This is a genomic window from Silicimonas lutimaris (assembly GCF_047314965.1).
Classification (GTDB): Bacteria; Pseudomonadota; Alphaproteobacteria; order Rhodobacterales; family Rhodobacteraceae; genus JAVJUV01.
Map to the genome: position 1 here is coordinate 129,079 of NZ_JBLBVK010000054.1, position 14,232 is coordinate 143,310.

Annotated in this window: 15 protein-coding genes; 3 read left to right on the forward strand and 12 right to left on the reverse strand. The window is 55.3% G+C overall.

Annotated features, from left to right (window positions below; all coding sequences use genetic code 11):
• Positions 1 to 138: 138 nt before the first annotated feature.
• From ACKLNI_RS15490 to ACKLNI_RS15500, 3 genes are read right to left on the reverse strand one after another with little or no spacing between them, the layout of a single operon-like run.
• The gene (locus ACKLNI_RS15490; protein ID WP_413719988.1) at positions 139 to 1,065 is read right to left on the reverse strand and encodes a site-specific tyrosine recombinase XerD; all 927 of its coding nucleotides are present in this window, start codon (positions 1,063 to 1,065) and stop codon (positions 139 to 141) included.
• Positions 1,062 to 2,543 (reverse strand): hypothetical protein, encoded by a 1,482-nt coding sequence (locus ACKLNI_RS15495; protein WP_413719989.1) that lies wholly within the window; start codon positions 2,541 to 2,543, stop codon positions 1,062 to 1,064. The genes ACKLNI_RS15490 and ACKLNI_RS15495 overlap by 4 nt, the downstream gene beginning before the upstream one ends.
• Positions 2,544 to 2,601: 58 nt before the next feature.
• Positions 2,602 to 2,736, reverse strand: a complete 135-nt coding sequence (locus ACKLNI_RS15500; protein WP_413719990.1) for a hypothetical protein — start codon at positions 2,734 to 2,736, stop codon at positions 2,602 to 2,604.
• Positions 2,737 to 2,847: 111 nt separating this feature from the next.
• Between ACKLNI_RS15500 and ACKLNI_RS15505 the strand changes: the two genes are divergently transcribed.
• Together ACKLNI_RS15505 and aroB are read left to right on the forward strand one after the other, a co-directional pair.
• Positions 2,848 to 3,432: a shikimate kinase gene (locus tag ACKLNI_RS15505; RefSeq protein WP_413720070.1), complete on the forward strand. Its 585-nt coding sequence runs from the start codon at positions 2,848 to 2,850 to the stop codon at positions 3,430 to 3,432.
• Positions 3,429 to 4,544, forward strand: a complete 1,116-nt coding sequence (gene aroB, locus ACKLNI_RS15510; protein ID WP_413719991.1) for a 3-dehydroquinate synthase — start codon at positions 3,429 to 3,431, stop codon at positions 4,542 to 4,544. Before ACKLNI_RS15505 ends, aroB begins: the two co-directional genes overlap by 4 nt.
• Here aroB and ACKLNI_RS15515 read toward each other — a convergent pair whose 3' ends face one another.
• The 8 genes from ACKLNI_RS15515 to scpA form a co-directional block, all read right to left on the reverse strand.
• Entirely contained in the window at positions 4,545 to 5,624 is a 1,080-nt protein-coding gene (locus tag ACKLNI_RS15515; protein WP_413719992.1) for a site-2 protease family protein, read from the reverse strand.
• A gap of 247 nt (positions 5,625 to 5,871) precedes the next feature.
• Entirely contained in the window at positions 5,872 to 6,342 is a 471-nt protein-coding gene (gene ssb, locus ACKLNI_RS15520; protein WP_413719993.1) for a single-stranded DNA-binding protein, read from the reverse strand.
• 89 nt (positions 6,343 to 6,431) lie between these two features.
• Positions 6,432 to 7,430, reverse strand: a complete 999-nt coding sequence (locus ACKLNI_RS15525) for an endonuclease/exonuclease/phosphatase family protein (protein WP_413719994.1) — start codon at positions 7,428 to 7,430, stop codon at positions 6,432 to 6,434.
• On the reverse strand, positions 7,430 to 8,110 hold the full coding sequence (locus tag ACKLNI_RS15530; RefSeq protein ID WP_413719995.1) for a TerB family tellurite resistance protein: 681 nt from the start codon (positions 8,108 to 8,110) through the stop codon (positions 7,430 to 7,432). Before ACKLNI_RS15530 ends, ACKLNI_RS15525 begins: the two co-directional genes overlap by 1 nt.
• Before the next feature lie 51 nt (positions 8,111 to 8,161).
• A complete protein-coding gene (locus ACKLNI_RS15535; RefSeq protein WP_413719996.1) occupies positions 8,162 to 8,650 on the reverse strand; it encodes a GNAT family N-acetyltransferase in 489 nt (162 codons plus the stop codon).
• Positions 8,647 to 9,273: a VOC family protein gene (locus tag ACKLNI_RS15540; protein WP_413719997.1), complete on the reverse strand. Its 627-nt coding sequence runs from the start codon at positions 9,271 to 9,273 to the stop codon at positions 8,647 to 8,649. Before ACKLNI_RS15540 ends, ACKLNI_RS15535 begins: the two co-directional genes overlap by 4 nt.
• A gap of 270 nt (positions 9,274 to 9,543) precedes the next feature.
• On the reverse strand, positions 9,544 to 10,011 hold the full coding sequence (locus tag ACKLNI_RS15545) for an MAPEG family protein (protein ID WP_413719998.1): 468 nt from the start codon (positions 10,009 to 10,011) through the stop codon (positions 9,544 to 9,546).
• Between the two features lie 14 nt (positions 10,012 to 10,025).
• Entirely contained in the window at positions 10,026 to 12,143 is a 2,118-nt protein-coding gene (gene scpA / locus ACKLNI_RS15550) for a methylmalonyl-CoA mutase (protein WP_413719999.1), read from the reverse strand.
• Positions 12,144 to 12,286: 143 nt separating this feature from the next.
• Here scpA and ACKLNI_RS15555 point away from each other — a divergent pair, with 143 nt between their 5' ends.
• Entirely contained in the window at positions 12,287 to 12,727 is a 441-nt protein-coding gene (locus ACKLNI_RS15555) for a DUF4174 domain-containing protein (RefSeq protein WP_413720000.1), read from the forward strand.
• Positions 12,728 to 12,734: 7 nt separating this feature from the next.
• On the opposite strand, the gene ACKLNI_RS15560 is transcribed toward ACKLNI_RS15555, so the two are convergent.
• A complete protein-coding gene (locus tag ACKLNI_RS15560) occupies positions 12,735 to 14,228 on the reverse strand; it encodes a hypothetical protein (RefSeq protein WP_413720001.1) in 1,494 nt (497 codons plus the stop codon).
• Positions 14,229 to 14,232: the final 4 nt, after the last annotated feature.

The window sequence follows — 14,232 nt, forward strand, 5'->3', positions numbered from 1 at the left end:
CCCAACGCCTGACGGTGGTTGCCCCGAGACGCGTTTTGGGAACCTGAAGGACGGCAAAGTCATCTTCGAACGCCTCCGAATAGCCACGCAGAGGCTCGAGCGATGAACAGCATCTGAATGCCTTCAGGTGGACATTGATCAGTCTTTGGCCATCGGATGATGGTCCAGCACAAGCTCATGCAACCGTTCTTCAAGAACATGGGTGTAAATTTCGGTCGTCGACACATCCGCGTGTCCAAGCAAGGTCTGGATCGCCCTAAGATCGGCACCGCGTGCCAGCAAGTGCGTGGCAAAGGCATGTCGCAGCGTATGAGGCGTGACTTTATCGGGCGAAACGCCGGCCGCTACAGCTAATTCCTTAATGAGCATGTAAAAACGATGCCGGGTCAGATGGCCATCTTTTCCGCGAGAGGGGAAAAGATAGAGTGAAGCTGGAAGGCCCTTCTCCAATCTCTCCCTCTCGGCCACTTCATCGCGCAAAGACAACCAGTCGGAAAGCGCCTCCCGCGCTGGTGGTGAAAGCGGCACCATACGCTCTTTTCCTCCCTTGCCTCGAACCAGGATCATGCGAGGGTCTCCTCGAGCCGCGGATGCGCGCATGGCAACCAGTTCGCTTACCCTCATGCCCGTGGCGTACAAGAGCTCCATGAGACAAGTGTTGCGCATTCTGTCTCCGGGCCGACCGGTTTCGCGTGCAGCAGCAAGCAGTAATTCGACTTCTTTCTCACTTAATGTCTTTGGAAGTCGTTTTTCTTTTGTTGGCCCCTTGATCCGTACGGCTGGATTGTCTGCTCTCCACCCTTCCTGAAAAGCAAACCGGTAAAATTGCCTTATCGCCGAAAGACGTCGTGCGCGCGTTGCTCGTGATAGGCCTTCGCCATCAAGGTCGACAATGTAACGTTCAACATCATCTTGCCCGGCAGAAATGAGGTCGAGAGAATCATCGCGCAGCCATTCGGAAAACGATCGCAAATCGCGGGCATATGCCAATAGCGTATTGCGTGCTGCGTCCAATTCGGCGGCTTGAGCATCAAGAAAGGTAGCCACGCGCCGGGCATCGTTCATGCGGCACCCTCTTTCAACAGCAGCTCAACAGCTGTCTGTCGCGCAAGCTTCTCAAGGCCTAGTGTCCGCAACAAAGCCAAGGCATTTGCTGTCTGATCCGGGTTACCAGCAGCGCCATCCATTAAAACCGATAGCGCCAGAATCAACGCCTCGCCTCTGCGTCCGTCAGCAATCAACGTTTCATGGTATTGACCTGGTCCAAGTGCAGAAAGCCCGCGCAGCACTGCGCGGCCAAGCGGATCGGCATCCGGCGCCGAAGTCCCCTCGCCGCGAGCAATGGAAAGAAGGAACTGGTCTTCTCGAGTGCGAACAGAAAATTCCGCCGCGAGTTCCGGTCTACCTGCAAGTAAAGCAATCTCGAAGGCAACGTGTCCTGCCGAACCGTTAAGTTCCCGATCAAGAAGCTTGGGGGCGATCCAGCGCGCCAGCGCCGCTTCATACCTGCCTTCTTTTGCCATATTCCACGCATCGGGGATCGCGTCTGCCAATTCAGCGGTCTCCCCGCCCTCGACTGCGCTCAATAGCCCCTGGATAGCAGCAACTCTCTCCCAAATTCCTCCTGACGCGGCGGGTCGGCGTTCACTGTAAACCGACAGGAGCCGCTCGAAGGAAATTGAATCTGCGGCTGCCAAACGTTCAACAGCCCTCAACCGCGTCCTCCAACCGACGGTATCGGTTAGATCGGCAACTGCGAATGCTACCGGTAATTGCTCTGTGGGAAGCCTTTCACCCACCGCCTCGTACAACCGGAAGACAAGAGGGCTCGGCAATCGCGGAGGCGCTGGAAGCGGTTCGCCTTCAAACAACTCCGGGTCGAGAAAATGCAGCAGCAGCTGATCTTCGTCTTCGTCGAGAATGCCAAGCGCCTCGGCATTCCCGAGGGTGATCGCCGCAACGTCCCATTGCCCCCCCCTCGCAAGACAAAAGATCCGCGCTGGGTATGTGGGTGAGATTTCAGGGGTTTCTTCAATCACCTTGCAGGCATTAGTTTCAGTACCTGTCAAAAGAGCAATATCAAAAGCTCGGCGGAACCTACGAGGCTCAGGAGCGCCGGCCGCCTCGATTAGACGGCGGGCGGACGCGAGATGTCCCATCTCCAAAAGACGGTCGAGACGCGCAAGGTACAGGCTGTCGTCCTCTGTTGCATCGATCGGAGGATCAAGACGTGCCACAAGTAGATCATGCAAAAAGGCTCTGATACCTGGAGGTGCTGCGCGGGCATCCGGCAAGGCTTTAATCGCGCGCGCAAGATCTGTTGCGGCGCTACGTCCCCAAATGCCGGGATCGATACCGAGGGAGCGAGCGGATACGAGTCCTGCGCGGTCGGGAACCGGAGCATCCAGCGACATCACTGTAATGTCCGAGGGGGGTGCGGCGGCGGGAGCGACAGTCTCGCTTTTCTCTGAATGTTCAGGAAGCGAAATCGAATTCGACAGCCAGTCGATCGCGGAAAGAGGCGCATGCTCGGCAGCATTCACTTGCCACGCCAAGCAAGCCGAAACTATCAGCCCCCAGCCTGATCGTAAGAGCCCGCAACTAGTCTGCATCGAGCGAGACCGGTTCGCTGACTTCTTCCTGCTGAGGGCTGAGGTCTCCAAGATAGGCGAATCCGATCACCGCTGCCCCAACCAGCACCATCAAGACGAATAGTATTTTCAGCAGTCTTAGCATTCCCGAAACCTTATCTGCCTCTGACCCGTTTTCAACTTGGGCGCACGCCGCCTATGGCGGTTCTTAATCCATTTATAACTGGTCTTTTGCCGAAGATCACGCCATTCAGGTCTGGCTGCAGAAAAAGATAAGCGGGACGCTGCCGTTTTGCCATTGAGACTAAAAAAGACGGTGGTCATGGTTGGGATGATGGGCGCTGGAAAGACGGCCATAGGCGCCGCCTTGGCCCGCCGACTAAACGTCGCGTTCCTCGACAGTGACACTGAAATTGAGACTGCTGCGAATATGACTATCGCGGAAATTTTCGCACGCGACGGAGAAGTTTTTTTCCGCGCGAAGGAAGCTCAGGTTATCGCGCGACTTCTTGATGGCGCCCCATCAGTTCTTTCAACAGGTGGCGGAGCATTCCTGCAGCCTGGAAATCGGGAAGCCATTTCCGCGGCCGGTGTATCGGTTTGGCTACGTGCCGATATCGATTTGCTTTGGAGCCGGGTGAAACACAAGACCACGCGCCCTTTGCTGCGGACCGCGAACCCTAGGGCAACTTTGGAAGAACTATGCAAAGTACGGAACCCCGACTACGCCAAGGCAGATCTGGTGGTCGATGCCGATCCATCCTATTCGATCGAGGAAATGACCGACCGGGTAATTGAGGTTCTTCTGACTCGCCCGGATGCACTGGAGTTGGATAAATGAGCGTCGTGACAGTTAATGTACCGCTGGGTGATCGAAGCTATGACGTCCGTATCGGTCCAGGATTGCTGGCGGCTTCGGGGAGCGAGATTGCTCCACTTCTCGCCAGGCCTCGCGTCGCTGTTCTGACGGACCGGAACGTGGCAAAGCATCACCTGCAGGCTCTGCAAGATGGGTTGGCTCAAGCCGGTATCCAAACGACATCGCTTGAGCTTCCGCCCGGTGAAAGCACCAAAGGATGGGCTGGGCTCGAGCGCGCAGTTGAGTGGCTTCTGTCCGAAAAGATCGAACGCAGGGACGTCGTTGTTGCGCTTGGCGGAGGTGTAATTGGTGATCTCGCAGGGTTCGCCTCTGCGATACTGCGTCGTGGTGTCCGCTTCGTGCAAATTCCGACGAGCCTCCTAGCACAAGTCGACAGTTCCGTCGGCGGTAAGACCGGAATCAATTCGCCAAGTGGAAAGAACCTGATTGGCGCCTTCCACCAACCCTCCCTCGTTTTGGCTGATACCGACGTTCTTGAGACGCTGACACCGCGCGATTTCTTGGCCGGGTATGGTGAGGTTGTGAAATACGGGCTCTTGGGAGACCCTGATTTCTTTTCCTGGCTAGAGACAAACGGACCTGCCCTCGCGGCCGGCGATCCCGTTCTTCGAACTGAAGCGGTGCGTCGGTCAGTGCAAATGAAGTCGGATATCGTCGCGCGAGACGAAACCGAACAGGGCGACCGGGCACTTCTTAACCTTGGCCACACATTTTGCCACGCTCTTGAGGCCGCAACGGGATACTCCGACCGGCTTCTCCATGGCGAAGGTGTATCGATCGGCTGCGCCCTGGCTTTCGAGACTTCTGCTCGGCTCGGTCTCTGCTCACAGGAAGACCCCAGCCGGGTCCGGGTACACTTGAAGACCATGGGCATGAGGACGGACCTTGCGGATATTCCGGGAGATTTGCCAGATAGCGAGACGCTGATCAACCTGATGGGACAAGACAAGAAGGTGGTCGATGGCACCTTGCGGTTCATCATGGCCCGAGGCATCGGGCAGGCTTTTGTTACCAGCGAAGTCGACTTGGGAGTTGTACGCTCGGTTCTGGAAGATGCGCTTTCGAGGCGCTGATCACACGATCTGTGCCCGACGCAGAACCATCAACTCCCCGATATTTTCGCGGGTAATGTAGCCGAGAAAGACCTCGTCGCCGTCGGCTACCGAAACCGCTGGAGACGAACCATCGGCCAAGGCGTCCAGAACTGTGGAAAGCGGAGCTAGGAGATCCACTGTTGGCGTGTTCTTTGTCATCGCAGCGCCCGCCGTGATCGTAACCTCTGCTTGCGCAGCGCGGAAGATCGCATCACGGGTCACAAAGCCAACACAGCGACCAGCCGAGTCCAGCACCGGAAATTCATGCTGAGTTGTGCGAAGAAGACCGAACGACATTGCGCGCAGGCCTTCGTCGGGGCTAAGAGACTCATAACTTGTGATCATCGCATCACGCGCTTGAATATCTTCAGCCAAGCTCCGTATCTGCACATCTGCATTCTCTGCCGTCGCCGCAGCGAAAATGAAGAATGCAACCAGCATCAGGATGAGGTTTCCGGAAAGGAGGCCCAGAAGCGCAAAAAGCACTGCAACCACTTGTCCAGTTCCTGCGGCCAACCCGGTAGCGCGCTCACGACCCAGCCAGATCGTCAGGACTGCCCGAAAGACCCGACCGCCATCCATTGGGAAAGCTGGGATCATGTTGAAGACAACAAGTAAGAGATTGACCGCAGCAAGTTGTGCCAAAAAGTCCGACCCCGCTTGGTCCAGGCTTTCGATATTCAACAACCCCACTTCGGCACCAACCAATAGTGCAAGAATGACCCATATCACGACGTTGACGAATGGCCCTGCAAGGGCCACGAGAATTTCTTGCTTAGGATCTTCCGGCATACGCTCAAGCCGTGCGAGGCCGCCGATAGGCAGTAGGGTAATATCAGGGGTCTTGATCCCAAACCGCCGTGCCATGAGCGCATGGCCGAACTCATGTAGGACAACGCAAACGAATAGAGCCAAGACAAACAACAAGTTCAACGTCGCTGCCTGCAGTCCTTCGGCTGCGTAGGCCGACAGACCAATCCAAAGAAGCAAAAGGAAAAAGGTGACGTGAACGCGCACCTCGGACCCAAAAACCTTTCCAATGCGATAAGACCAGATCACGTATAGACTCCTTCTTTCCCACTCCAGAACAACGAAGCTGGAACAGGCGCGCAAGGATCCAGATCAATTCACCGGGCCCTAGAAAATGCGAAAGGCTTTGTGCCTGCCGTTTACTGCCCTAGCCGCGCTTCTCCGCTGAATGCGGCGAAAGGACACCACGGAAACGTGTATCCGAAGGTCAACGATAGCCTAAAGAGAGCCGCCGCCGGTCAAACTCAAGTTAAACACAAGTCGGCACCCTGTCATTTCAGAACGGGATTTCATCGTCCAGTTCAGGCCCTGAAACGGGACCTGAACCTCCACCGTAGCCACCGCGATCATCGCCATAACTGCCCCGATCATCGCCGTAACCGCTGCCGCCGTCAGAACGGCTGTCCAGAAGCGTCAACTCACCGCGGTAAGGACGCAACACAACTTCGGTGGAGTAGCGGTCAGCACCGGACTGGTCCTGCCATTTTCGTGTCTCAAGCTGACCTTCGATGTAAACCTTAGAGCCTTTACGAAGATATTGCTCGGCAATGCGTGCAAGCGGCTCTGAAAAGATTGCAACAGAGTGCCATTCAGTCTTTTCGCGGCGCTCACCAGTGTTTCGGTCTTTCCAGTTCTCGGACGTGGCAATGCGAAGATTGCAGACCTTTCCACCATTTTGAAATGTCCGGATTTCGGGGTCCCGCCCCAGATTTCCGACCAAAATGACCTTGTTGACAGAACCCGCCATGTCTTGCCTCCACCGAATCTATATCGTTTTGCGGACACTACCTGTCGCAGACAGGGTTAACAACGCATGAACCCGGTCGGACACAACCGTCAGAAGTCGATCTCGACACTTACTGGGAAGTGATCCGAGGCATCAAGAAGAGCTGCTCGCAACTCAGGTGTCTTGTAGCAAACCGGATCATCGAATGGGTGCCAGATGCGCCAGTCCCTCGCCTTTTTTCGCAGGTCCGGGGACACCATCAGGTAGTCCAGAAGCGTCTCCATCCAGCGTTTGCGATCGCTTAGCCAGAAGCGTGCCGATGTATGAACAATCCCACCGAGAGGTCTGCGGATCATCTCTTCAGCATGTGGGTCGTAAAGCTGGATTTCGTCTTCATCGCCGATCACGATCTCAATGCCGGAGCGACCGAAGAGTTTCTCATACTCATCAAGACCAGGACCGTCGTTGAAATCACCCAATACAACCAAGCTTTCCTCTGCGTCGAGATGGTCTTCAATCCTTTCTCGCAGCCAGATGCATTGCGCCAGTTGCTTGCGCCGGTTCTCGATTGCGATACGCATGATCTGATCAGGACTGCGTGCACCATATGGCGCCTTCGACTTGGCATGTACGCCAATCATCCGAAAACGAATTCCGGAAGAGGTCTCTATTGCGAGTTCAAGCGGTGGCTTCGACCATCGAACTCGATCCGGTTCAGCGTCGATATCGAGATCGATCCGATACTCCGAGTCGAATGCAGGTGTACCGACCGGATCATGACGCGCGGTCATCTTGTCCGGGTCATATAGCAGAGCGATTTCCTGCTGGGTTTCGTTCACAAAACCCATGACGGCTTTGCGAGCACGAAGTTCGACCGTTTGCGCGAAATTCTCGAGTGCGAGTACACCGTTTCGCCGTCGATGGCTGTCCGGCGCCTCGATGATCATGATTGCGTCCGCGTCGAGGGCTGTAAAGACAATGGCAAGCGCTTCAATCTGCTGCCGCCGCCGCACATCATGGCGTGCGGACCATTCATTGTCGTCAAGGAGGTTTCCCTCGTCGTCAAACAAATTGGAGAACCACTCCACGTTATAGGTGGCTATGCGCATCAGGCAGTATTCCCGCTAATCTCGTGCCAAGCCCGGTTCACAGCAATCAAGCGCTTTTCGGCCATACGAATTGCTTCTTGCGGCAAGCCCCGCGCCATCATGCGATCAGGATGGCTTTCACGCACCATGCGCCTCCACGCAGACCTGGCTTCATCAATGGTAGCCGAAGGGTCGATGCCAAGGACATCGTAGGGATCAGGTTCTGCATCCGGAACAAACCTCGTTCGGAGCGACCTGAAATCCCGTTCAGACAGGCCGAATATTGTCGCCACCTTGTGCAAGAAGTCGTCTTCTTTTGGATGGTATTCTCCGTCTGCCATAGCGATGTAAAACAATCCCTCCATCAAGTCGGTGAGAGTGCCTTCAGCGGTGTCGAACATTCTGGCAATGCGGCTTGCATATTCCTCGTAACCAGCAACGTCCTGGCGAGCGAGATTGAACACGCTCGCCGCATTTGGCTCTTCCTCGTTCGGAATATGAAAGACTTCGCGGAAAGCGGCGACCTCGTCACGGGTAACCTGCCCATCAGCCTTTGCCATCTTGGCTCCCAAGGCAATCACTGCAATTGTGAACGCGATGGATCGCTCAGGCGGTGTCCGCAAACGATCGAACACATTTGACAGGGATTCTCCTGCGCGAAGGGCGGCCAGGGCTTCGGCAATGCGGGACCAAATCGACATGTGCGCGACCCTAGCCCCTACGGGCGTTCACGTCACCACTGACTCTTCAGGCTATTCGTCGTCCAGCAACCACTTTCTCATCAGGACTAAATCCATCCATCGCCCAAATTTGAAACCAACTTTTGGCAACCGGACGACTTCTGCGTAGCCAATTCGCGTGTGGAAAGCCACTCCGGCAGGGTTTTCACCAGAGACTCCCGCCCAAAGCGAGCCGACTCCGGCCGCGCGTGCCCCGGTTTCCGCGGCACTCATCAAAGCCCGTCCTACACCTCGGCCATGCGCTTCGGGTCGAAGAACGATCGTATGTTCCATGCAGCGTGAATACCCGGGACCTTTTCGAAACTGGTCGTAGGAAACAAATCCGACGACGCGCTCTTCCATTTCAGCAACAAGGAAACAAGGCAATTCGCTGATTGCATTTGAGATCTCCTGAACAGTCCTCTCCCGGGAGTTGAAGGTTATAGCAGTGTCACGAATGATCGGGTTTTGTATCCCCGCTATTGCAGCCGCATCCTCGGGTCTCGCCTTCCGAACGATCATGCGAGAACCCGGTTACCTTCTGGAGTCGAAATTGTTGCAATCAGGCGTTTTTCCGGCCCCTCTCTGACGGAAACCTCCGGCATGCTGTAAAGAGCAGGAAACGCCTTCAACAGTTCGTCCGCCTTGGGGTGGAAAACGTCAAGGCGTGTCAGTCGGAGCCCATGATCAGGCAATCGCTTGTTCGGGTGTGGGCTATCTCCCCATTCGATGAGAGCTGGCATGGCATCATCGAATGGCAAACGACCGAAATCTGTGATCCCCATTCGCCAGGTCATATCGCCCCGCCTGAGACTGGTCGGGGTTCCACTGCCGGGTGGCGCAGCTTGAAGAGCCTCTTCCAAATCGTTGGTGCTACAAATCCAGTTCATCACTCTCGGCGCGCCGTTATAGCTGTCGAGGTTGAACCATCGCCTGCGTGGAGGTTTTGGAGCGTCCGGATCAACTGAAATCACTTCAAGATAGCAGTGAGGCCCGAGTGACAAAAGACGGTTGTGAGTCCCCATGTGGTCATGCTTGCCACCCGGGGAAAGCCCAATTCCAAGCACTGCCTCGACATAGGTTGTCCCCTCCTCAAGGGAGCGGGCCACGACGGCTATATGGTCGAGTGCGATCGAAAAAGACATGGCGATTCATCGCGCCGGAAGTCCCAACTGACAAGACCTGAAAAGCTTTGAATGCAGAAAGTTAAGAAGGCTTTTCGGAACGCGCATAACGAAAAACAACCCAAAGTTGCATCTCACATAATCCTGGCGATATTTTTCTTTGTATTGTCAAACCCAGGTAGCGATAAGTCCATCCTATGGTCTCCAGTCGCCTCGTCCACAAGTTCGCCGGAGAGCTACAATAGGCAGGAGAAAAAGCGATCAAATTCTTTTTGCGGTCAGTAGGTCTGCCTAAGTTAACATGCGCCAACCTGCCCAAATCGTTCCAAGAAGTGTTGGGTAGTAGCCTGCCGCAAAACCGAACACTCGCATCGGCGGAAAAGCATGATACCCCACCCAGAATACCAACCGCGCGATACCAAATGAAATACCCAATGCTATGATTGCGACGGCACCAAGTGACATGGCAATGAACGGCCATACCAACAGTCCCATCAGAGTGTGCTCGACGGTGTTTTTCAGCACACGCTGGTCAATATCCGCAGGAGTTCCACATTCAGGCACTCCACCGTCCATCAACTCTTCATTGCTGAATCGGCGAAAAGCGATCAGGCCGACAAGCAGAATCATAACGAGTCCGGCCGGAAGGAAGGCAAAAATGAGTGCAAGATTTAACGGGATGAAAGGTTGCGGTCCTTGCATTGGCAACCATAAGACTGCCAGTGCCCAAAGCATGCCGGCAGCCCCGCCGGCCAGCATCGTACCGCGCCGGGTCAATCTCGCAGTTCTCTAACGAGTTGCAGGATTTCAGCGGCCGCTTCAGGAATGTTGGTGCCAGGACCGAAGATTGCCTTAACGCCGGAATTTCTAAGAAATTCATAGTCCTGCTGAGGAATCACGCCTCCGCAAATCACAATGATGTCCCCGGCATCTCTTTCCCGTAGGGCTTCGATGAGTTTCGGGGCAAGAGTCTTATGGCCTGCTGCCTGCGATGAAATGCCAACAATATGCACATCGTTGTCTATGGCGTCCTGAGCCGCCTCTTCCGGCGTTTGGAACAGAGGCCCAACGTCAACGTCGAACCCGATGTCCGCGAACGCAGTAGCGATCACCTTTGCACCTCTGTCGTGGCCATCCTGTCCCATCTTCACAACCAGCATTCGAGGCCGCCGACCCTCTTCCTCAGCAAATGCCTCCACATCTTTCTGGATTGCGGCGAAACCCTCGTCGCCTTCATAGGCCGCCCCGTAGACGCCCGCGAGCGTCTTAACTTCGGCCCGGTGGCGACCGAATACCTTTTCCATGGCCATACTGATTTCTCCGACTGTTGCTCTTGCTCGCGCGGCTTCGACCGCAGCGGCAAGCAGATTTCCCCCGTCCTTGGCGATAATTTCGAGTCTGTTTAGCGCCGCTTCACACCTTGCTTGATCGCGGGTCGAGCGAATTTGCTCAAGGCGTAGAACTTGAGCCTCTCGAACCTTCATGTTGTCGACGTCAAGAATATCGATCGGATCTTCCTTGTCCTTCCGGTATTTGTTTACGCCAACGATCACCTCTTCTCCGCGGTCGATCATCGCCTGCCGTTTTGCTGCGCTTTCTTCGATGCGAAGTTTGGGCATTCCCGAAGCAACCGCCTTCGTCATGCCCCCCATCTCTTCGACTTCCTCGATAAGGGACCATGCTTTTTCGGCGAGCTCGGACGTTAGGCTTTCAACGTAGTAAGAGCCGGCAAGGGGATCGACCACGTTGGTAATTCCAGTCTCTTCCTGCAAGATCAGTTGCGTATTCCGCGCGATCCGCGCCGAAAATTCGGTAGGGAGTGCTATGGCCTCATCGAGCGCGTTCGTGTGCAGCGACTGCGTTCCGCCAAGAACCGCACTCATCGCTTCGTAGGCCGTCCGGATCACGTTGTTGTAGGGGTCCTGCTCCTGCAACGACACACCCGAAGTCTGGCAGTGTGTGCGTAGCATCTTAGAGCGTGGGTTCTTGGGCTCGAACTCGTCCATGATGCGCGACCAGAGCAAGCGCGCCGCCCGCAGTTTGGCCGCCTCCATGAAGAAGTTCATTCCAATAGCAAAGAAAAAACTGAGACGTCCGGCGAACCTATCCACATCCATGCCACGCTCAATTGCAGCTCGGACATACTCGCGCCCGTCAGCCAGCGTATACGCAAGTTCCTGAACGAGATTCGCGCCCGCTTCCTGCATATGGTAGCCAGAAATGCTGATCGAATTGAATTTCGGCATATGTTCCGAAGTGTACTCGATGATATCCGCAACGATCCGCATCGATGGCTCAGGTGGATAGACATAGGTATTACGGACCATGAACTCTTTCAGAATGTCATTTTGAATGGTTCCCGACAGAAGCGCCTGATCGTGGCCCTGTTCTTCACCAGCGACAATGAAGTTCGCGAGGATGGGGATCACTGCGCCGTTCATCGTCATTGAAACGCTGACCTGATCTAGCGGAATTCCATCGAAGAGAATTTTCATGTCCTCGACCGAGTCGATGGCGACACCCGCCTTCCCGACGTCGCCGACGACCCGTGGGTGATCACTGTCATAGCCACGATGTGTGGCGAGGTCGAAGGCAACTGAGACACCCTGCTGCCCAGCTGCGAGCGCCTTGCGATAAAAGGCATTCGACTCTTCGGCCGTCGAAAAACCCGCATACTGGCGGATAGTCCAAGGCCGTCCGGCGTACATCGTGGCCTTCACTCCCCGAGTGAAAGGAGCGAACCCAGGCAGAGAACCCAGGTGGTTCAGGCTCGCCGCGTCTTCCTCGGTGTAAAGCGGCTTGACCCGAATGCCCTCAAGAGTCTCCCACTCGATCTCGGATATCGCTTTTCCACGCAGTTCTTTCTCGGCCAGAGCTTTCCAGTCGCTCATCTCATCCTCTCTTTCGGCATTCAGCACCTGGCAAAATTGCCAGCATATCTGCTTGCCCCCTTCGATTTTTCTGAAACCGCCATATATTCAATTGTGAAACTGGCGAGGTGTGACTTCCAAACGTGCTGAGAACATTGATCTTCTTGTCCGCGATCACGGTGAACTCCGCAGCATTCGGCGCAGATACCACGGCGGACGCGGTCTCGCGTTGGGAAGCAGACAAGACAACCATTTTCGATGCGGCCGACATCGACCTGAATGATTTCAAGTGGTTTGCTCGTCCTGTTATTGTTTTCGCTGACACGCCGGCAGATCCCGCGTTCAAACGCCAGATGGAGCTTCTGGTAGCGCGGCTTGAAGAACTGGCCGAACGTGATGTCGTATTGATTACGGACACATCGCCCGATGAACGCACCGATGTGCGCACTAAACTACGACCGCGCGGGTTCATGTTGACCCTAATTGGCAAGGATGGAGGCATCAAGCTCCGGAAACCATTCCCTTGGGATGTGCGGGAGCTGACCCGATCCATCGACAAGATGCCAATGAGACTGCAGGAAATCCGAGAACAGACAGGCCGATAGGAAGCTCTCATTGGCCCGTTCCTGAGAACTCGAACCAGGCAAGGTCGGGAAGATCTTTTTCCCAGACCCTCAACATTTCTAGCAATTGGTGGGATTGCATCGGATCCGTAGAGTAAAACCCTACTTCTCGGTCGCCCAGGAATGCGGTCGGAACCTCAAGATGAAGGGTGCCCAGCCTCTGCCAGCTGCCGGGAACTGCGTCTGACAGCCACTTGTCGTATATCATTGCAAACTTCACACCGCGCTCAAGCGCAAGAGGCCCAGCCCACCCGATCGCTGCGCCGGAAGAACGGAGAGCCAAGGCATCGGAGGATGCAAGCCCCCAAAGGTCCAGCACGAAACTCGGATTGCGCCATGCCACAAATCCGATGTCGTTCACGGCGACCGGGGCCAGAACAAACTCCTTGGCAAAGCGAGCCATCTGACCCTGCTGGGCCGCAACTGCCTTAGGGTTCCAAGCGTAAATAGAAAGCGCGTACGGACCATAGGTTAGAAGGCCACCAAGCAATGCCGCGCCAACAGTCGCTGAACGGAGATTTGAACCCACAGTACCAAGAAGCAACGCCAAAGCCGCAACTAACGAAACCGTGGCATAGGTTTCATAGCGGTCCATCCAGCCAGTCGAACCGAAAAATAGATGTGCCAAGCCCGCAAGTGCCACCGCAACCGCAAAGTATCCCCGACGGCGGTTGCGGCGAAACTCTACAAACCCAAGCAACAAAACCACAAGGGATAGTGCCAATAAGAAACGACCACCATAGGTTCCTGCATTTCCAGTGAACCTACTGAAAACATTACCGCCTTCAGTGTCTGACAGCTTCGCGACCACAGAATTTGGAAGTGGATCAAGACCTAACGATACCAAAAACGCCGAAAAGACCACAACAGGCAGCAACCCCAGCGAGGCAAGTCCAACACCGGCGCCAAAACGACCCAGGATAGTCACCACTCCACCTGCCGCCAGAGCAAGTGCAAGCCCTTCGAGGCGGAGAGCCGGTGCAACAACGACACCAGCAATCAGTAGCGCATCTATCCTATTCGTCTCTACAAAGCGCCAAAGGCCAAGCACGATTGCAAGGCTCGCCGCCACATGCAGCATGTTTTCCATGCCGGTAAAGGCTGTCATGTACATGGACAAAGCCAGAGGAGCGACGGCGGCAAAGAGTACACCAAGACGTTCGAACCCTGCACGCGCCAACGCGAGACCAAATAGCCAAGCGGCGGCGGACAAGCCCACGATATTCCAGATCAAGGGCAACCAACGTTGCCAATGGGTATCCGCGAGCGGGGTCAAAAGAAGTGGGTAGAGCGGTGACGAAGCCGCCGAAGAATATTCGCCGGCATTCACACCATAACCACCCGCGGCAATCTGCTCCGCCATGGCAAGATGGATATAGACGTCATCCAGTGGATACTCGAAAACCCAGCCATTGCGTGAAATCGCAACAGACGTAAATGCAGCAAACACGATCAGCGCACCAATCATGCAGACCAGTGCCAAACCG

Excerpts from the sequence above, each read along its gene's own strand:
- ACKLNI_RS15490 (WP_413719988.1), bottom strand. The coding sequence starts at position 1,065 with ATGAACGATGCCCGGCGCGTGGCTACCTTTCTTGATGCTCAAGCCGCC.
- ACKLNI_RS15500 (WP_413719990.1), bottom strand. The coding sequence starts at position 2,736 with ATGCTAAGACTGCTGAAAATACTATTCGTCTTGATGGTGCTGGTTGGG.
- aroB (WP_413719991.1), top strand. The coding sequence starts at position 3,429 with ATGAGCGTCGTGACAGTTAATGTACCGCTGGGTGATCGAAGCTATGAC.
- ssb (WP_413719993.1), bottom strand. The coding sequence starts at position 6,342 with ATGGCGGGTTCTGTCAACAAGGTCATTTTGGTCGGAAATCTGGGGCGG.
- ACKLNI_RS15525 (WP_413719994.1), bottom strand. The coding sequence starts at position 7,430 with ATGCGCATAGCCACCTATAACGTGGAGTGGTTCTCCAATTTGTTTGAC.
- ACKLNI_RS15530 (WP_413719995.1), bottom strand. The coding sequence starts at position 8,110 with ATGTCGATTTGGTCCCGCATTGCCGAAGCCCTGGCCGCCCTTCGCGCA.
- ACKLNI_RS15535 (WP_413719996.1), bottom strand. The coding sequence starts at position 8,650 with ATGATCGTTCGGAAGGCGAGACCCGAGGATGCGGCTGCAATAGCGGGG.
- ACKLNI_RS15540 (WP_413719997.1), bottom strand. The coding sequence starts at position 9,273 with ATGTCTTTTTCGATCGCACTCGACCATATAGCCGTCGTGGCCCGCTCC.
- ACKLNI_RS15545 (WP_413719998.1), bottom strand. The coding sequence starts at position 10,011 with ATGCTGGCCGGCGGGGCTGCCGGCATGCTTTGGGCACTGGCAGTCTTA.
- scpA (WP_413719999.1), bottom strand. The coding sequence starts at position 12,143 with ATGAGCGACTGGAAAGCTCTGGCCGAGAAAGAACTGCGTGGAAAAGCG.